Genomic DNA, 18,341 nt, shown 5'->3' on the forward strand with positions numbered 1-18,341 from the left:
TATTACTAAATAGCTTGGTCTAATTAAATGTAAGATGTACTGTGGGCATCTTACCCGCTACGGCTATCTATGAAATAACGTACATTACACCATCATGAACGATGTGAATTAGCGGTTTCACAGAGTTACTCTGACACTATACCTCTTAAATGTAAGATGTAGTGTGGGCATCTTACCCGCTACGGCTATCTATCAAATAACGTACATTACACCATCATGAACGATGTGAATTAGCGGTTTCACAGAGTTACTCTGACATTGTACCTGATGATAAGGGCAAAAAAAGAAGTCAGAGGGAAAAAACAGCAATTCCAAATTCAAACGGTAGCATAGGATACAGATATGCTCTTGTTTTTATGAAAACAAGAGATATTAAGCTAATATCTGAGGTTTTTTGCATTCTCTCCTCTAATCTCGGTCTCTTAGAGAGTCATTAACCTGCAAACAAACTTGATCAATCACTAGATAGAGCATTACGTTGATTCTAAATATTTGCATGAAACCCCTTCCCAGTAAGCACTTCATGGATTTTGTATCTTTAGCTACATTCTGAATTTGGAATTGCTGGGGGAAAAAAAGAGTGGGCAACAAGGACACGCAGGTTATATACTTGGCACGGTCATGGATTGAGATTTTCGCCCTCTAAATCTCCCAATACTGGGGGGACAGGGGGGCAAAAAATCTACTTCCCATCGTTGGCGGGGTTTAGATGCTGATTGTCAGAATAATGGGCCTGTAGTAAGATAACTGGGAGCCAAGAAGTTGTCAAACTCGAACTAGATTAAAGTCTTGTCAATTTTGCCTATTTAGCCCAATTCAAGAACACTAAACCTAAAATTGCCCTTATTGCTGAGAATATGTCCCCCCAAGTCCCTCAAGATCGATCGACGACTAATATTATCTCCGATGTCAGCAAATTTTGGCACAGTGTCAAGCTGATCGCTGCTCCCTATTGGTATCCTACTGAATCGGGGGGAAGGACTTTTGCCGATGTGATTCAAGCTTGGGCCATGCTCATCCTACTAATCGGGGTAATCCTAGGGGTTGTAGGCTTAAATGCCTTCAATAGCTTTGTTAGTAATTACTTAGTTGATGTCATTCTTGAAAAAAATGATTTTGATAAATTTGTCAAAACTTTGGTAGTTTTCGCGGTTGGACTGCTCTTTGTCACCCTTTTGGTTGGCTTGCTTAAATTTCTCAGGAAAAGAATCGCCCTGGATTGGTATGCTTGGCTCAATGACTGGATTCTCACAAAATATTTGCATAATCGCGCCTATTACAGAATTAATTTTAAATCCGATATCGACAACCCAGATCAGCGTTTATCCCAGGAAATTGAGCCGATTACCAGTAAAGCTCTCTCCTTTTTTGCAGTTTCCCTAGAAAATGTCCTAGATATGATCACTTTTTTAGTGATTCTCTGGTCAATTTCTTCCTCTGTCGCCATTATTTTAGTCGTTTGGACAATTCTCGGTAACGTCATTGCTATCTATTTTAACCAAGCCTTAAATAAAATCACTCAAGAAGAATTAGAACTTAAGGCTAACTATAATTATGCTCTAACCCACATTCGTAATCATGCGGAGTCGATCGCTTTCTTTGAGGGAGAAAATCAGGAATTAAATATTATTCAGCGGAGATTTAATAAACTCTTAGACAGTGCTAAACGTAAAATTGATTGGGAGAGAGGCACAGAAATTTTTAGTCGGGGCTATCAGGCGGCAATTCAAGTATTTACTTTTGTCATTTTGGGTCCTTTGTATATCAATAGTGAGGGCATTAGTTTCGGACAGGTCGGGCAAGCCTGTTTAGCGGCTAATTTGTTTGCTACGGCGCTGGCGGAATTAATTAGTGAATTTGGCACTTCGGCACAATTTAGCAGTTATGTTGAACGTCTATCGCAATTTTCCGAAGCCTTAGAAGAAGTCATTAAACAACCGGAAAATTTAAGCACGATTAAAACCATCGAAGAAACCCAATTTTCCTTTGAAGATGTCACCTTGCAAACCCCCGATTATGAACAGGTAATTGTCGAAAACCTCTCCCTTTCTGTTCAGCCTGGACAAGGTTTATTAATTGTCGGTCCGAGTGGTCGGGGTAAAAGTTCCTTGCTACGTGCGATTGCCGGTTTATGGAATGCAGGAACCGGCCGATTAGTGCGCCCCCCCCTAGAAGAAGTATTGTTTCTGCCCCAACGTCCCTATATAATATTAGGAACCTTGCGAGAACAGTTACTCTATCCCAATCGTAATCAAGAAACCAATGAGATAAGATTGAGGGAAGTTTTGCAAGAAGTCAATCTCCAAAATTTACTAAATCGAGTCAATAGCTTTGATACAGAAGAGCCTTGGGAAAACATTTTGTCCCTGGGAGAACAACAACGTTTGGCTTTTGCTAGGGTATTAATTACCCGTCCCAGTTTTACTATCCTAGATGAAGCCACAAGTGCTTTGGACTTAAACAATGAGGAAAATTTATATCGGCAATTGCAAAAAACTCACACAACTTTTATTAGTGTTGGACATCGGGAAAGTCTCTTTAACTATCATCAATGGGTTTTAGAACTCTCTAGTAATTCCCATTGGCAACTGCTTACAGTGGAGGAATATCGCCGACAAAAAGCGAAAGAAATTATTAATATTTCTGTCGATAATTCTCAAACTAGGCTCGAAGATTTACCGAATCAGGAAACCGAGGTCAATCCTAAAATCAATTCTGCCGAGGAACCCCCCCCCGAATCGCCAACGACAACAATCTTAACAGAAGTCGAAGAAGGACTTTCCCATGCACAAATGAAGGAATTAAGCGACTATTCTCTCAGTAGCATTAGAAGCAAAGCCAGTCAGGGAAAATCAATTACGGGGAAAGATGGACTGACCTATCGCTATGACAAAGACCCTAAAATCTTAAAATGGCTAAGAGTTTAGCCGATGAGAGATGGTTCAAAAAACAACGTTAAAACATTACACCAACTTAGCTACCAAAAAAATGAATCAAACCCTGGTTAATCAACAACAGTTGTTCCAAGAAATCGTCCAAGATATCCAGCAAAATAAAATTGCAATTGCGGCGAAAAAACTGCGTCAACAGGAAGCAGATAACTGTGAAATTCCGGCTCAGTGGCTTCTGAAAACAGCAGCGGCTTTAGAAACCGATGACTGGAGCATTTTATCAGAAGATTTCATTAATCTGAATTTTATCGATAAAAATGGTTATTTTCTGATGATTGCTCCCTATAGCATCAATCGTCAGGGGAAGCAACAAGTCACTTTGAGTGCGATTTACGGAAAAATTCATAAAAATAGTGAACCTTCTATTGAACAACTAGAAAGGTTAATTCGTGAAAAATTTGGCAGTTTAGGACAACCGATTCCCAGAAATTTGTCCTTTACTGAAATTGCTAGTTGTGGTACAGTTAGCGGAGAAAAGGGGGAGGCTTTTATCGTTCCCCATAGGTGGACTTTTCCCAATAGTGTTCAGGGGCCAGCTTTAAATAATGCCAGTGAGCAAAAAAGACGCTTTTCCGGTTCTAGCTACGAATGTATCCGAAAAATTTTTGAGCCAGAAACGGCCGATTTACTATTAGGACCCCTAGAGGATCAAATTAATGGTGAACGCTATCGCCATCTCGATACCCAATTCCATGAAGCAGGTCATGCTAGTGGGTTGGGATTTGACTTGAAACTCAAAAATAAACTGTTTCAAAACTATACCTATGCCGGAGTCGAGGAGTGGCGCTCAGATAGTTTAGGCTTTGAATTTGCCGACTGTGCTTTACCTGCCGAAGAAGCGGGAAAATTAGTCGCTGTTAATTTCTGCATTCGCTTTGGTTTAGATGCTCACCGTTTAGGGGGTTTAGAAAAAGATGTGGATGTCCACGCTAGTTTGATCAGTTTGGAATATCTCTTGCAAAATGATGCTATTTATCTCACAAAAAATGGTCAATTGGCCCTGCGTAATGTCAGTTATCCAGGCTTACTAAAAGCGGTGGAAATGCACCGAACAAAAGCTTTATCTCTAACGAGAAGGGAGTTAAATCTAAATAGTCCAACAGGTCTTTTTGCTCTGTATAAAGTAGAGATTCATCCCGCAACCCAATTAATTTTTCAGGGACTAATTGTAGAGCGCTGCCGAGGAATTTGGTCAGAGTTACAATAAGTACCTAGGGTTTGCTGATAACCGTCCCGGGGAGGGATGTCAGTCAGCCATGTGCATCCCTCCAAGTACTAGGTCTCTACTACTTGATGGCGATAGGGATTGGGGTCAACTCCTCTGAGTTTCTCGCCACAGCAAGTGCCGGCCCTGGAATATTAGTCGTTGACTCCTACACATTTATTTATATATATCACTAGATAACTAAAATGTGTTAAGCTAGGCGGTAGCATTCTGGGAAATCACGACAGATAAATCAGTCTCTTATTAGTCAGAATCCCTGAACCCCTGATTACCTCTTTCTCCCCTAGGTGATTACAAAACCAATGGCTGAACAACGCTCTGTACTAAAATTTAATGGCATCGATGATCACATGGAGCTATCCCACGGATTTCTTGACATCGATCAGAGTATTACCATTACATTTTGGGCAAAAGGGGAAAATAATTTATCCACAGAAACCACTCTTTTAGAAGCTGTTAATCAGGAAAATAACCGCGTTCTACATATTACCTTGCCCTGGGGCGATCCCGTGAAACCTGCGATTTTTTGGGACGCGGGAAATGAAGAAGGTTTCGATCGAATTGAAAAAAAAGTCAAGCTTAAAGATTATAGTGATTGGACTCACTGGGCCTTTGTCAAAAATGCGACCACAGGCCGAATGTTGATCTATCGCAATGGTATCATTTGGCATCGTGGCAACGGTCATAACCGGGCCTTAACGGGGATTGAAAAAATCATCTTGGGAGCCTCTGTTAATCCCGCTCATTATTGGCAAGGTTGTCTCGCCGAATTTTCTGTTTGGAATCAAGCGCGTAGCCAAGAAGAAATCCAAGAAGCGATGTATCAATCTCCCTTAGTTGATGACCTTGGTTTAGTCACTTATTTATCACTCAATGGCAGTGCCGAGGATCAAACAAGTTATAGCAATCATGGTATTCTTCATGGGACAACCTGGCAACTAGATAGTCTTCCCTCCAAACCGACCTCGATCCCTAAATCAAAAACTCAGACTAGCAGTAAAGCTAGAAGGAGTGCGAAAAGGATAACAATGGTCAACGAAATTTTTAACTCCCTTGAAGAAGAAGAAGTGATTGAACAGGATGCTCCATCTGAAAATCAAGAACCTTCCCGGGAAGATAATTCAGAATCAATTATAATTGCCGAAGAAGCTGCCCTTGCCAGCAATGAAATTGAGGAGATTACTGAAACAGCAATTTCTCAACTGGATAGCCTCACTTATTCAAACCAGAAAAAACGGTTAATTATTTGTTGTGATGGTTCTTGGGAAGACTCTGCCAGTGCTTACCCCACCAATGTGGTTAAATTCGCCGAATCCATTAAGTATATTGCCGAAGATCAAACCCCCCAAATCGTCTTTCTGTCAGGTTCTGGCAGCCCCGAAGATAACGAATTTATTAAAAGTTTAGGGAATGAAACTTTTGGCTGGGGCCTCGATCGAATGATTCAAGATGCCTATCGTTTTCTTGTCCTTAACTACAATCCCACAACCGAGGATGAAATTTATTTGTTAGGTTTTAGTCGAGGAGCATATATCGTTCGATGTTTGGCCAGTTTTATCGATAAATGTGGAATCCTAAAACGCTCTAAGATTAAAGAAATTCCCCTAGCTTATCAACTCTATCGAGACCACACCGTTAGTTCCGATAGTGCCAAAGCTCAACAATTTCGTGCCGCTAATGCTAAAAAAATTGAGACAGAAAAGGAAGATTTTCAAGATCGTATTCCAGTCAAGATGTTAGGTTGTTGGGATACAGTTGGCAATTTTGGTATTCCCGATTTAACTCCTTGGTTTCCCCTGGCTAAGTTTTATCATAAAAAATATGAATTTAGTAATACAAAACTAAGTCCGATTATCCAGAATGCTTTTCATGCTGTTGCCATTGATGAAAAACGTAGAAACTTCCCTTCCACTCCGATCAAAGCCAATCCCGAAAATCCTGAACAAGTTGTCAAAGAAGTTTTATTTGTCGGTGAACATACCTGTCTAGGTGGTGGCAAAAAAGAATATCAAGGACTTTCCGACTACCCGTTACAATGGATGATTAATCAAGCCAAAAAATTGGGATTAGAGTTTAATTCAACTACCTCTGAATCCGAGGAATTCCAAATTAAACCAGACCCGACCATCAAGTTCGATAATACTGTTAAAGGATTGTCGGCCTTGGGAGGTGAGCAATGGCGATATTTCAATACAAAAGTTGTCACTGTTCATCACAGTGTGGTAAAACGATTAAAGGCCTTTTCCGATTATCGTCCCAAAAGTCTTGAACCTTTTCTTCAAGCTTTACTTGACGACGATCAACAGACAGAGTAACCTTGCTTTAAAATTAAACTAATCCTTCGCTAGAAATTTGAGGTGATTTTTATGGAACTCGATAACATTATCAAAAAAGTGGCAGGTACTTATTTAGCTTCGGCTATTATTGCTGTCATCGTGCTAATTTTCACCCTCGGACAACCCTTTGTAGTTTTTCTGGGTATCGGAGCGATGGGGTTGGTTACTGTCTTAGGAGATGCGATCGCCGAGTACGGAATTGAAGCGGTTCTGAATGCTTTTTACACTGAGCGAAGTAAAAAAGAATCCCTGGAAACACTTTTAGCTGAAATTGATGCTTTACCTCTGACTGATGACCTGAAATTAAAAACCAAAAAACACTTGACTGACCATCAAGAACAGACAGTAAAGCAGCAAGAAACGGTAACTGAGCCAACTCCTGAAAATCCTCAAACAGTTGTTATTGAAAATGAACCAGTTATTGAAAATGAACCAGTTGTTGTTGAAGTTGAAAATGTTTAATTAGGTATTGCTCCCTCTTGCAAGAGATGGGGGCAGCGGATGATTATTGCTAAGTATTGAGGAATTTTTTGGTCTAAGATAGCTATGCTAAATAGGAACTCTCAACATCTGATGACCTATAAAAAAATTGCCATTTATGAGCAAATCTATCAACTTCCTGTTTTTAAAAATAGATACTTAAAAAATTTTCAGAAAATCATCAAGGAACGTCGGAAATTAATTCAAGAAGGAGTTCGCTACCATTACTATTTTGGTAAGATTATTAAACGAAAAGAAAAAATTACTCAACAAGAAATCTTGATCGAGACTCAGTTATTAATTAAAGACTATAATTTACTAATTAATGGACTAGAAATCTATCAGGACGGATATTATCGTTTTTTACTCCAACTCAGTGACAATCTCAAAATTTTATTTTCCCAAAAATATCAAGAATTGAAAATATTAGACTACGAGAGAATAAAGTTAGAAATTAAAAACAATAATAATCAGAATATTCTCAATCAACTCAAGCTAGAAAAACAGGAAAATTTTCGGTCAATTTTGCTACTGGGAAAAACATCTTTTTTGATGTTGAGAAAAACTAAATTACTAGGGGAAGGCGTTCAGAAATTAGCCGAGGATACTCAAAAGCAGAAAAAAATTGTGCAAGCAATTATTCAAGAACTCAAAATTTATGAGGAATTAAATCATTATCAACTCAAATCTCAACGAGTTCGCCAAGAAATTGCTGATCTTGCCCAAAATGCGATTAATTTTGAAAACTACTTACAGGACTATTTTGCTCCTTTTCAATTATTAATAGAAGAAGTGATTAAGGTGGATGAAGAATTTTATGCAACAGTTGGAGAAATTAAGTATTTGGTAGATAATATTTTTCTACCTCAGCCTGATCTCTTAGAAACGTCAGATTCAGCCATAAATTCTGAGTTTTTGCTAAATTTTCTGGCGACTGGTTACGAGAAAGAAGCAAGGTTAAAAGAGGCTTTTTCCTCTGATCAATTTAATGATTACTTATTCAATGAAAGTGAATGGTCAGAACAATTTATTTCCCTAGAAAAAACCATCAATAAATTATCTCATCATTTAGCAGAACAAGAGGCTTGTCAAAAAGACACTATCCCCAAAACTCCCCTGGCAATAGTTGTCTCTCAATTCACTCAAAACAGTCTTCACAAATCTTCTACTTCTAAAAATCCCCAGACTTCCCCAAATATCTTAACTCAAGAATCGGCTGATATTGATTATAATCAATTACAAGATTTGCTAAGAAAGCAACAGTGGCAAGCGGCCGATCGCCAAACAACCCAACTACTATTAAAAATTTTGGGTAGAACCTACTGGAATGAGGTTTATCCTCAAGATATTGCTCAATTACCTTGTTCGGATCTGAAAAAAATTGATCAACTTTGGCTTCATTATAGTAATGGTCATTTCGGTTTTAGTATTCAGCAAGCCATTTTCTCTAGTCTCGGTGGTTTAGTGGATTATGAAACCCAAAAGAAACTTGGCGATCGGCTGGGTTGGCGGAAAGAAGGTCAATGGCTCAATTATGAGCAACTAAACTTTGAATTAGAGCCGAATTCTCCCCTCGGTCATTTACCCGTTCATTGGTTGATTTTTGAAGAAAATCTTTGTTACCCATCTGCGGAAGCTTCTGACAATCAAAACTCCCTGGCTTTCTGGAGAGTTGGCAATTGGTTATTGTGGCAACTTCACCTCGTTTTAAGCAAAATTCAAGCCTGTGGAATTATTCCTCTGTCTGACTTTTAAAGCGATTATCTAAGCTGTTGACTATCTAAATTACTCGTTAATTGACACTCCCCGCGCGCTAAAGCGACTGGGATTCTTGGTTCAAAGAGATTACTTGCTTAGACAGAATTGCTTCTGAAAAAGTAGAGGTATTCTCTCCCCAAGCGTTTATTGGGTCGAGCATCGAAAGTTCCTGTATGCCCTACAGTACCTAACCCCTTCTTAAGGATGTTGATAGCGGCGTTTTCATCCCGATCTAAAACACATCCACACTTGCATTGATGGGTTCTAGTCGATAAAGATTTTTTGACAGTTTCACCACAGTTTGAACAGTTTTGACTTGTATAATTCGGTGCGACAGCAATTGTTATCTTGCCAAATTTAACCCCAAAATACTCTATCCATTCCCGAAACTGATACCAGGCCGCATCATTTATCGATTTATAGCGTTTCTGATTCACAAGAGGTACATTGCCGATCCTGAGCAGCTTAATCAGCAAAGGTTTAAGTGTGCCGCACATATGCGAGAACCGCTATAGCTAAACAATGATTCTTAACTAAGTTCTTAACTCTTAAATCGACCTGGGCTATCACATCTAAGAAGTGAACTACGCACCTTGCTAACTTCACAGCAAAGTCTTGACGTTGCCTATTTACTTTAAGGTGAGCTTTAGCTAATCTTTGTCTAGCTTTTTGACGATTTTTACTTCCCTTTTTCTTTTTAGATAATCGTCTTTGAAGTCGTTTTAATCTTTTCTCGGACTTTTTCAAAAATTTAGGATTATCAACCTTGTTGCCATTGTTATCTGTATAGAAAGAAGCTAATCCCACATCTAGTCCGATACACTTACCTGATGGCTTAACATCTTCTTTAACGTCACAAGAAAGAACAAATTGACAATAATAGCCGTCAGCACGTTTAATAAGCCTAACTCGCTTAATGTCAGACTACTGAAAGTATCCTAAATCCCAAGTGCCTTTTAGTTTAAGTGTTCCAATCCCCTTTTGATCGCTAAAGTGAATAGTTTTAGGATTAATCAGCTTCCATCCTGTTGTTTTATATTCAACCGAGCGAGAAAACTTTTTCAACCGTGGATACCCTTTTTTCCCGATTACCTTCTGCTTACAGTTGTCAAAGAAACGGGAAATAGAAGACCATGCCTTTTCAGCCGATGCTTGCCTTGCCTGAGAATTTAATTGACCAGCAAATTTAAAGTCATGGGCTAAAACTCGACAATAAGCTGATAGATCATAATTGTTTACACCTTTGTTGTCCATCCAATACCTTAAGCATTTATTGCGGATGAATTGGGCGGCGCGGATAGCATCGTCTATAGCCTGATATTGTTTTAATTTAGCCTCAACCTTAAACTCTAGGACAAACATTTACGCTAAAATTTCAAGAATAAACTTGTTCTAACACATTAAATATTAAACTGACAACCCATTATCTAAAAACCGCCCTCTGCTACGCGGGGCATGGCGGGGGTTTAAACCCAAGTTTTCGGTAAAGATTGTGTTGTAATTCACTCGATCCCGAACGTCACCGAAACGACCGCGGTAATATCTTTGTCGATCGAGGAGGTGTCGTAAATTCCCGAATCGCTCACGTCAGTGGAATTGCGCGAGGTGATCTGAAAAACTCCCGTTTTCGCATCGCGCACCCTTCCCACCCGACTGCCGGTACTACTGGCGATCGCTTCGGCTCTGGCTCTCGCATCCTTGGTCGCTGCCGCCACCATTTCCACCCGCAGCTTATCGAGTTGGGTGTAAAGGTATTGGGGGGGTTCGGAGACGAGGTTAATTCCCTCCTCGATCAATTCCGTTACCTGCCGAGAAAGTTCCGTGTAACGGGCCACATCCCCCGCTCGGATCTCGAAGCGTTGGGTGAGGCGATAGGCGAGAATTTGCCCGGTTTCCTGGCCGTTAGCTGTTACTTCGGGAATCGCCATCGTCTCGATCGCGTTGGTGGTGATTGCGTCGTCGGGAACTTGTTTTTCTTTGAGATAAGCTCGTATCCGCTCGGTTTGCCGGATCAGATCGCGGTAGGCTTCGCGGGCGGTGGGTTGTTGACTGGAAACCGATAAACGCCAGAGAATATAATCGGATATAATCGCCCTTTTTGCCGAACCAGTCACGACAAAAACATCGCTGGCCCGTTTCACCGCTAAGAGGGAGCGCGCCGCTATCCAGGAACTCAAGACGAGAGCGATCGATAGCACCGACAAACCTGCGAATACTTGTGGGAAACGTCGGAATATAGAACTGTCTTTCATCATCCCCATCCTAGAAATCGGACGTTTCTATCCTATGCTAGTAGCGAGCGAGTTGAAATTATTATTTACAAAAATCAATTTTTCTTGCGTCAGGTTGATGCGCTTTTACAGATCGACTATCTTGGCCAGAAATCACCTAAAAAGAGGCATAAAGCCTCTTTTTAGCAACAATCCCCAAGTTATCTGAGATTGCGGTCGCTTTCGCTCAAAACTTGACTGGATAAGCTTTCCTCTGATTCTTCTCTATTTGAGGGACATTTTAAAACTGCGATCACGGAAATCTCCTTTAGAATAGCAATTCTAAATTTGCCCTGTAGCAAGGCTTTTGGGGGTTAGTTCGCATAATACGGCATAAAATTCCATGGGATTGCGAATTTCATTTCACGAGTCTTCAGGCTTTTGACGTGATAGTACATCCAAAGTTGCCCAAAAATCCCCCTTTAAAATGTTCTTAAAATCACTAAAAGACTTGCTGTGTCTAAAACTGAGAATTGCTAAATTGAAAATGTTAGCTTTATTTTCAACCGTTATTATGATATAATTAGGGTCTGCTGAATAAATATAAAAACCTTGTTGGGTAAGACTTTTAGACTTTTTGTCAATCAAAAAGTACCGGACTGGGAGTGATCAGGGGGAAAATTCCGGGACTTTTTCCCTGAAAATTAGGTAGTTGACCACCTGTTAAAAGGCAAATTTATTAATGATTTGGATCATGACTACGACGACAATTGAAATTGGAACTTTAATCGATCATTCTCCTGAAATTCGAGGAGGAAGACCAACAATTACTGGGACAGGATTTACAGTACGCCGCATTGTTTCTTGGTATAAATTAGGGCTGACTCCTGAAGAAATTTTAAACCGGATAGGACATCCCCATTTGGATTTAGCCAAAGTTTATGCGGCTTTAACTTACTATCATGCCAACAGGGAAGAAATTGAAACTGATTTAGCTCAGGAAGAAGCCGAGGTGAAACAATTTGAACAGGAGTGGCTTCAATCTAAGTTAAATAAATAGTCAAGCTGACATTATATTTAGATGAAGACTCGATGGATCAGAGCCTTGTAGCGGCTTTAAGAGCTAGAGGAGTCGATGTGATAACGGCTACAGAAGCAGCGATGTTGGGGAGCTCCGATTCAGAACAATTAGACTATGCTACTGGTCAAGGAAGGGTATTATACACTTTTAATCGAGGCGATTTTTACCGCCTACACACTCAGTATTTAACGGAAAGTAAATCTCATCGAGGAATCATACTCGCTCCTCAACAACGTTACTCAATTGGAGAACAATTACGCCAAATTTTGGAATTAATTTCTGGGAAAACAAGTGAACAGATCGAGAATAATGTAGAATTTATTAAAGGGTAAGCTACAATTTACAAATCTTAAAACTTAAATCCTATTCCTCGCTCTTTTGCCATTTATTTCGCTTTTTTTAAGCTCATAAAATCTCTGCCTATTTATACACACAGAAACGGCGAAAAATGCCGACTACAGATAAAGCCTCCAGAAGAGGAGTTCGTCTAATAGCTTCGTGAAGCGTCTGGTACTAAATTCGGTTATTAAAAACTGATTATCTGTTGCCCCTTTTGTCTATTGCTTATTACTTTTGCCTGTACTGATGTGTAGCCTATACTCAACGGATTTAGTATAATAAGAAAAACTCTAGTATTCATCATGTACCAAATCACTCTCTCCCTACCCGATGAAACCGCCCTCGCTTTACATCTCACCCCAGAACAACTGGCACAAGAAATCTCTCTTCTTGCTGCCATTAAACTTTATGAACTGGGAAAACTTTCCTCTGGCACTGCTGCCAATTTAGCAGGTATTCCACGAGTTGTTTTTCTTTCTAAACTTGCAGACTATGGAGTTGATACCTTCCGACTCAAGGAAGCAGAATTAATCGAGGATCTGGCCAATGCCTAACGTCATTGCCGATACATCACCGATTCAATACCTCTATCAGACTAACTTACTTGAGTTACTACCAAACTTTTACGGACAGATAATTATTCCTTTTTCAGTAGATCAAGAGTTAACTGTTGGAAAGGCTTCTGGAATCTCTTTACCTGATATAACCTCCTTAAGTTGGATAATTATTCAACAAGCAAAATCAGTTTCTCTTTTACCCCTTGTCACTGATTTAGGAAAAGGAGAAAAAGAAGTATTAGCTTTAGCAATAGAAATTCCCGATTCTCTCGCTTTACTTGATGATGGATTGGCAAGACGATATGCAAACTTATTAGGAATAAAACTCACTGGAACAATGGGAATATTATTAAAGGCTAAACAAAATGGTTATCTACACCGTATTGAGCCAATTCTTAATCAACTAGAATTGCTGAATTTTCGCTTAGATGCCACTACTCGTACTTCTGTCTTAAAATTAGCTGGTGAAGGATAGAATAGTTCCCCTTCCCTCTCCCCTCGGTAACAGACGTGCGGGACAACTAATCGAAAATACCGTTCAATCAAAGACAGAATTTGCTTTCCTGTGAGTGCCGCTTTCACCCCTAAACGTTTGCGATGATGAACAGTAAAGGGTACAGGTCAAACAAATGAGATTAATTTCTTGATTTCGGTCTTTTAAAGATCGGCTCATTTGATTGTTCCTTGATATTCTGCGGGGAAGGATTTTCCTTCTGGTCAGGAGAAGCTTTGATCGTTTTGATCGGGATTCCGCGAGATAATGGAGAATCTAAAAAAACCTCGATCGGAATTCCCCAGTTAGGACTATGGGTACTATCTAACACCGAACAGTTTTCTGTACTGTTCTCATAGGTTCCAGCCGTAGCATGAATAGCCACCACTTGATCATGTTGATTAAAAACTCCAGCCCCACTCATTCCTTCAATTGTTGGATTTGTATATTTGACTCGATTTCCCTCTTGAAAGTGTTTTTTTGGATCGTCGAGATTCTCTAAAAGCTTTTTATCATTTTCGGTATACTCTTGATCGGATCGGACGATCTGCTCTATAGTTCCACGTGTCAACTCCTCTTTGGGTTTTCCAGAACAATATCTCCAACCTAATACCGAGACTGCTTGACCTTGAGAGATATTGCGATTTAAAGTGACAGTAGGATAATCCATCTCGCTGGTGAATTTAACAATGGCTAGGTCTAATGTTCTATCTGGGATAATTTCTTGGATCGGATAGAATCGACGGTCGTAGGTAACGATCTCTTTTGAAGATGGGTTATCTACTACGTGTTTAGCGGTTAGCACATAGTAATTATTAGAAGCGGAACCGATGATTATACCCGTTCCTATTCCTTTGATATACACAGTAGATTTTCTTAATATTTCGGAAATTACTGATGGATTTACCTCCTGCTGTTGTGGCGTAGTGCCGTCTTTTTCACAACCTACCAATATACCCCATAAAAGAATTGACAAATAAATGGTATAAATAGCTCGATACTTCATCTTTTTTACTTTGCTTTCGTGAAAAATATTTCTTTTTTTAAGAGATTTTTTATTAACCAGTGTTGTCATTAAATTCAAATTGAATGGTAACAATTTCACTTTTAGATATATCATATCTTTGTTTAAGATTTTTCCCTTTACAAACAATTTGATAAATAACTGTGTTATTTTCCTCTGTTTTATATAGCTCGTATCGATAATAGTGTTTATCAGGATTTACTATTTTTGGGATAATAGTTTTGTTTTGATTGCTTCCCAAACTTAAGGGAGTAAGCATTATTTGACAGTTATGTGCAGCTTCCAATTTTGTGGACTTATGTGTAGGAAAATCGACTACCTTTTCAGAATTTGATATAAAAAATTTAATTTTGTGGTTCGATTCTATCTGAAATGTTGCTATTTCTGTTGGATGAAAATAAATCCAAAAATTTTCGATTCTATTTTTAAGGATTGTCAAAACTACTGATATTATCAGAATCAATACTATCAAAGGCAATACCCCCGATAGTATCAAGATCATGTTCAACTTTTGTTCAAGAGTTAGCCGATCAACAGCAGTCATGGGGTTTAACTTACTTACCCCACGAGTTTCTGATTTGACGGAAGGAGGTGGGGACAAAAATCCGATCGGTTCTAATTGAGGCGTGGAGGTCGGTAAATCTCTAAATAATTGCTGGGAATTAAGCGATAAATACCAATCAATAGGTAATCCCAAAGATAAGGGAGCATTTTCTTGAATAATTAACGGAACTCTCTCATTATCTGCGTAGTTATTTTGTGGGGCATCAGTCGTGGTTTTTCCTTTTCCATTGATTCCTACTAAATGCCCTTTATGATCGAGAATTGCACCTCCACTGGTTCCTTCCTCGGTGTCATTGGTAAAAGCCAATTGATATCCGTCCTTTAGATAGCGATCAATAACCCATCCTTTGCCTTTGGTAAAAAGAAATTCTGCTGAACAATCAGTACTAGGAACTGCACTTAATTTACAGGGAAATCCAGTCACAAAAAAGTCACTTTTATCTGGCAAATTTTCCGAGGTTTTTTTAATGGCTGTTTCGTATTGATAAGGACTCTCGAACCATAACAATGCTAGATCGGCTTTTACCCCCATTCGCTCGAATTTAGCCTTGGGATGAATTTGACCTCTATGAATGAAACCCTCATGAGTTTGAATATAAAATTTGTCAATTCCAGATGAGACATGAGCGTTTGTTAAGACTAAATAATTGTAGATGCTTTGACTATTTTTCCGTTTGATTTCTTGCCTATCAACGATAACTCCCGAACCACTGACGTCTGTTGTCAATGGCCATTTTTCCCATAAAACTGTGTAAACTCTTACAGTGATCAATCTAGCGATATCCCTTATCATATCTTCATCCATCTTCCCTATAGAGGGTTGCTCATCAGAATGAGAAGTTTGTGCCTCGATAGGATATAAAAAAGCTTGCATGGTGAACAACACCATGCAAGTTAACAGAAAGATAACGATAAATTTTCTAAGTTTCATGATTACTGCGAAACACACACTTCTCTGGCCACCTTCTCTTCACCTCGTAAAACCGCCATAATGTTAACGAAAGTTGACTTATTACCACACTGCTTGAGAGGCCGCCCAGAAAAGTTTCTATCATTGAGAGCGAACAAATCTTCTAATAATTGACTAGGGCTTTCTTTCCCACCACTACCATCCTCGAATCCGTAAATATTTCCATCAAGCGTCCAGAGAAGTTGCTCTTCTCTACATTTAGCTCCCTCTTGATTCGTAGTACAAATTGTAGGATTTCCGTTGATATAATCAGCCCTTATATATTGACCACCTTTACTGAACTTTTCATTAAGACGATTACTGACCTCTTGACAGCGTCGTAGCGGGGTGTAGCCAGCCTCTCTCGCTAACGGTTCTAACCAACGAATTAATTGACGTGGTTGGTTCTGCCATTTCGGGCTAGTAGCCACAGTAGTGGGAACACCACTACTGAGAGTTTGACACTGAAACGTCACTGGCGGGTTTTTTGCGAAAATCGGCTGAGAGAATAAGACCGAAAATCCGACTACTGCCGCTACAAGAACTATTGCGAACCTCTTGAGTCTATTCAACGTTAAAACCCTCCAGCACTAAGGATAATACTCAGATCATCTTAACTCAACAATTTCTGCTTAACTCAACAATTTCTGCATCCGTGTTCGTTTTGTCACGATTTTCTGACAAAATCAAGGTACTCTGATCGGCTTTCGGTAGGAATCAGTCGGCAAAAATAGGGGTTCTGATGGCTCGATCAACCGTTCTCGTTCATTTTCTTCAGTGCGAAGGAATAGAGGTTTATCGGAACCTCTAGTCGGTAGCACATCCCGACAAATTTCTAGGTGGCGATGAGATTGACAATTCAACACTAGATTTTTCCAGACAAAGTGCAGATTGTATTGGGCGGTATAGAGACTTAACGAGCTAATCAATAATCCCAACAGGGGTATAATCTGATGAAATTGACGTGTCATGGCTCTTCTCGACTTTGTGTGATAATTTTTGTTTATGTAAGGTGAAATGGTTACTGGAAAAGACTTTTAGGGCTATTTTACCGAAGAAACTATCAGTATATACCCCATTTCCACACAGAAACCAGAATCATTTCTTTCCCTTATCGAGCCAGACGATTAGATGTGCTTTGACTCTAGCCTAGTTCTTCTTTAGATTATCGGGACGAAGAAAAATCCCTCCCCCGTTTTCGGGTGGCGAAGAAGGACTAGGAGATGGGTTTGGAATTGGGGACTTGCTCGGCTTCAGTAGATTAAAACCCCAGATAAATCCTGTGATCATGACTAATATCATCAAAAACTTGCCCAGAGGTATATTGACCATAGGAATCTGGGTATTGATCGCCGAACGAAGAACACTGACTCGACTATTATTGATAACTACTGTTTTTCCTAAATGATGCAAGTCTTCAAGAATTTCTTTTACATTTTTATAGCGATCTGTGTGGTTTTCTTGAATCATTCGATCGATAATAGCCGCTAGTTGATCCCCCACGTTATTAGCCCTTGTTCTCCATGCGAGCATTTTGGTCCTCGAATTACGAGATATATCTTTTGGTTCAATACCAGTTAAAGCATTAATAACAGTCATTCCCAAAGCATAAATATCACTATTGAATTCTGGATAACCGTCCATTTGTTCTTTTGGCGTATAACCACTGGTAAAAATTTTAGTTAGATTCCCTCCCGATGAATTCGGTAATGTTGAATTGGTTAAAAGAGGTGCTTTGACTCCTCCAAAATCAATCAAAATAATTTTTTTATCTCGATCCCGACGCAAGATATTCGATGGCTTGATGTCTCGATGAATTACTTGTTTTTTATGAATGTATTCTAAAACGGGGAGAATCCCTAGCAAAAATTCAATGACTTCCTGTTCCTCAAATTTTCCCCGATTGCGAATTTCTTCTTCCAGCGAATTGCCCTCTATATATTCTTGAACTAAATAAAATTCTTGATTGTCTAAAAAGTAGGCAAGTAAATAAGGAATTTGATCGTGTTTGCCTAAATTCACTAGCGTTTGAGCTTCTCGATTAAATAACTCCTGCGCTTTTTTAAGTTCCTCTTGGTTATTGCTTTTAAAGATAAGCTTCTTAATAACACATTGACTTCCTAAACGTCGTAAATCTTCGGCTATATAGGTTTCTCCAAATCCACCCATGCCCAATTTTTTTACAATTTTATAATACTGGCCAATAATCATTGAGGGTTTCATGGTCTTGGTTGGCAATCTTGACGGAAGATGGTTTATCGAAAATTTGGGTTAAAACCCCGTCCTTTTAGGACGGCTTTAAGCTACAATGGAGAAAGCGATAACCAAGCTAAAAACTGAACCTTGACAACAGATAGTAAGGGGTTTCGTTCAG

General features: G+C 39.4%; 15 protein-coding genes and 1 pseudogene. 9 read left to right on the top strand and 7 right to left on the bottom strand.

All coding sequences use genetic code 11. The annotated features are described in order from the left end of the window. The first annotated feature begins 857 nt into the window (after positions 1 to 857). The 5 genes from EWV84_RS09040 to EWV84_RS09060 all read left to right on the top strand — a co-directional run bounded on the left by EWV84_RS09040 (position 858) and on the right by EWV84_RS09060 (position 8,747). Positions 858 to 2,927 (top strand): ABC transporter ATP-binding protein/permease, encoded by a 2,070-nt coding sequence (locus EWV84_RS09040; RefSeq protein ID WP_287077738.1) that lies wholly within the window; start codon positions 858 to 860, stop codon positions 2,925 to 2,927. A 61-nt stretch (positions 2,928 to 2,988) separates the two neighbouring features. Continuing rightward, the gene (locus EWV84_RS09045; protein WP_287077739.1) at positions 2,989 to 4,158 is read left to right on the top strand and encodes a DUF6014 family protein; all 1,170 of its coding nucleotides are present in this window, start codon (positions 2,989 to 2,991) and stop codon (positions 4,156 to 4,158) included. Between the two features lie 320 nt (positions 4,159 to 4,478). Then, positions 4,479 to 6,491, top strand: coding sequence for a phospholipase effector Tle1 domain-containing protein (locus EWV84_RS09050; protein ID WP_287077740.1), 2,013 nt, complete (start codon positions 4,479 to 4,481; stop codon positions 6,489 to 6,491). A gap of 51 nt (positions 6,492 to 6,542) precedes the next feature. Next, positions 6,543 to 6,974, top strand: coding sequence for a hypothetical protein (locus EWV84_RS09055; protein WP_287077748.1), 432 nt, complete (start codon positions 6,543 to 6,545; stop codon positions 6,972 to 6,974). 111 nt (positions 6,975 to 7,085) lie between these two features. After that, positions 7,086 to 8,747 carry a GUN4 domain-containing protein gene (locus EWV84_RS09060; RefSeq protein ID WP_287077741.1) on the top strand — a complete coding sequence of 554 codons (1,662 nt, stop codon included), beginning with the start codon at positions 7,086 to 7,088 and terminating at the stop codon, positions 8,745 to 8,747. 58 nt (positions 8,748 to 8,805) lie between these two features. Here EWV84_RS09060 and EWV84_RS09065 read toward each other — a convergent pair. Together EWV84_RS09065 and EWV84_RS09070 are read right to left on the bottom strand one after the other, a co-directional pair. Beyond that, positions 8,806 to 10,112 (bottom strand): annotated as a pseudogene (locus EWV84_RS09065) (RNA-guided endonuclease InsQ/TnpB family protein). Positions 10,113 to 10,252: 140 nt separating this feature from the next. After that, the gene (locus tag EWV84_RS09070) at positions 10,253 to 11,002 is read right to left on the bottom strand and encodes an SIMPL domain-containing protein (protein WP_287077749.1); all 750 of its coding nucleotides are present in this window, start codon (positions 11,000 to 11,002) and stop codon (positions 10,253 to 10,255) included. Between the two features lie 712 nt (positions 11,003 to 11,714). Here EWV84_RS09070 and EWV84_RS09075 point away from each other — a divergent pair. From EWV84_RS09075 to EWV84_RS09090, 4 genes are all read left to right on the top strand, one after another. Beyond that, positions 11,715 to 12,020, top strand: coding sequence for a DUF433 domain-containing protein (locus tag EWV84_RS09075; RefSeq protein WP_286824183.1), 306 nt, complete (start codon positions 11,715 to 11,717; stop codon positions 12,018 to 12,020). Next, a complete protein-coding gene (locus EWV84_RS09080) occupies positions 12,017 to 12,373 on the top strand; it encodes a DUF5615 family PIN-like protein (protein ID WP_286824195.1) in 357 nt (118 codons plus the stop codon). The genes EWV84_RS09075 and EWV84_RS09080 overlap by 4 nt, the downstream gene beginning before the upstream one ends. Positions 12,374 to 12,682: 309 nt before the next feature. Further along, positions 12,683 to 12,934, top strand: a complete 252-nt coding sequence (locus EWV84_RS09085) for a UPF0175 family protein (RefSeq protein WP_002739985.1) — start codon at positions 12,683 to 12,685, stop codon at positions 12,932 to 12,934. Further along, positions 12,927 to 13,412, top strand: a complete 486-nt coding sequence (locus tag EWV84_RS09090) for a PIN domain-containing protein (protein WP_287077742.1) — start codon at positions 12,927 to 12,929, stop codon at positions 13,410 to 13,412. The genes EWV84_RS09085 and EWV84_RS09090 overlap by 8 nt, the downstream gene beginning before the upstream one ends. A 160-nt stretch (positions 13,413 to 13,572) precedes the next feature. On the opposite strand, the gene EWV84_RS09095 is transcribed toward EWV84_RS09090, so the two are convergent. The 5 genes from EWV84_RS09095 to EWV84_RS09115 all read right to left on the bottom strand — a co-directional run bounded on the left by EWV84_RS09095 (position 13,573) and on the right by EWV84_RS09115 (position 18,190). Continuing rightward, on the bottom strand, positions 13,573 to 14,505 hold the full coding sequence (locus EWV84_RS09095) for a S1 family peptidase (RefSeq protein WP_287077743.1): 933 nt from the start codon (positions 14,503 to 14,505) through the stop codon (positions 13,573 to 13,575). Then, entirely contained in the window at positions 14,489 to 15,892 is a 1,404-nt protein-coding gene (locus EWV84_RS09100) for a S1 family peptidase (RefSeq protein ID WP_287077744.1), read from the bottom strand. Before EWV84_RS09100 ends, EWV84_RS09095 begins: the two co-directional genes overlap by 17 nt. A 59-nt stretch (positions 15,893 to 15,951) precedes the next feature. Further along, a complete protein-coding gene (locus EWV84_RS09105) occupies positions 15,952 to 16,443 on the bottom strand; it encodes a COP23 domain-containing protein (RefSeq protein WP_287077745.1) in 492 nt (163 codons plus the stop codon). Positions 16,444 to 16,653: 210 nt separating this feature from the next. Further along, on the bottom strand, positions 16,654 to 16,938 hold the full coding sequence (locus tag EWV84_RS09110; protein WP_287077746.1) for a hypothetical protein: 285 nt from the start codon (positions 16,936 to 16,938) through the stop codon (positions 16,654 to 16,656). Between the two features lie 178 nt (positions 16,939 to 17,116). Continuing rightward, positions 17,117 to 18,190 (bottom strand): serine/threonine-protein kinase, encoded by a 1,074-nt coding sequence (locus EWV84_RS09115; protein ID WP_287077747.1) that lies wholly within the window; start codon positions 18,188 to 18,190, stop codon positions 17,117 to 17,119. Positions 18,191 to 18,341: the final 151 nt, after the last annotated feature.

The organism is Microcystis sp. M_QC_C_20170808_M3Col (assembly GCF_007095505.1).
Taxonomy (GTDB): Bacteria; Cyanobacteriota; Cyanobacteriia; order Cyanobacteriales; family Microcystaceae; genus Microcystis.

What these genes read in the sequence shown, in the direction of transcription:
- EWV84_RS09040 (WP_287077738.1), top strand. Translation starts at nt 858, where the DNA reads ATGTCCCCCCAAGTCCCTCAAGATCGATCGACGACTAATATTATCTCC.
- EWV84_RS09045 (WP_287077739.1), top strand. Translation starts at nt 2,989, where the DNA reads ATGAATCAAACCCTGGTTAATCAACAACAGTTGTTCCAAGAAATCGTC.
- EWV84_RS09050 (WP_287077740.1), top strand. Translation starts at nt 4,479, where the DNA reads ATGGCTGAACAACGCTCTGTACTAAAATTTAATGGCATCGATGATCAC.
- EWV84_RS09055 (WP_287077748.1), top strand. Translation starts at nt 6,543, where the DNA reads ATGGAACTCGATAACATTATCAAAAAAGTGGCAGGTACTTATTTAGCT.
- EWV84_RS09060 (WP_287077741.1), top strand. Translation starts at nt 7,086, where the DNA reads ATGACCTATAAAAAAATTGCCATTTATGAGCAAATCTATCAACTTCCT.
- EWV84_RS09070 (WP_287077749.1), bottom strand. Translation starts at nt 11,002, where the DNA reads ATGAAAGACAGTTCTATATTCCGACGTTTCCCACAAGTATTCGCAGGT.
- EWV84_RS09075 (WP_286824183.1), top strand. Translation starts at nt 11,715, where the DNA reads ATGACTACGACGACAATTGAAATTGGAACTTTAATCGATCATTCTCCT.
- EWV84_RS09085 (WP_002739985.1), top strand. Translation starts at nt 12,683, where the DNA reads ATGTACCAAATCACTCTCTCCCTACCCGATGAAACCGCCCTCGCTTTA.
- EWV84_RS09090 (WP_287077742.1), top strand. Translation starts at nt 12,927, where the DNA reads ATGCCTAACGTCATTGCCGATACATCACCGATTCAATACCTCTATCAG.
- EWV84_RS09095 (WP_287077743.1), bottom strand. Translation starts at nt 14,505, where the DNA reads ATGACAACACTGGTTAATAAAAAATCTCTTAAAAAAAGAAATATTTTT.
- EWV84_RS09100 (WP_287077744.1), bottom strand. Translation starts at nt 15,892, where the DNA reads ATGCAAGCTTTTTTATATCCTATCGAGGCACAAACTTCTCATTCTGAT.
- EWV84_RS09110 (WP_287077746.1), bottom strand. Translation starts at nt 16,938, where the DNA reads ATGACACGTCAATTTCATCAGATTATACCCCTGTTGGGATTATTGATT.
- EWV84_RS09115 (WP_287077747.1), bottom strand. Translation starts at nt 18,190, where the DNA reads ATGAAACCCTCAATGATTATTGGCCAGTATTATAAAATTGTAAAAAAA.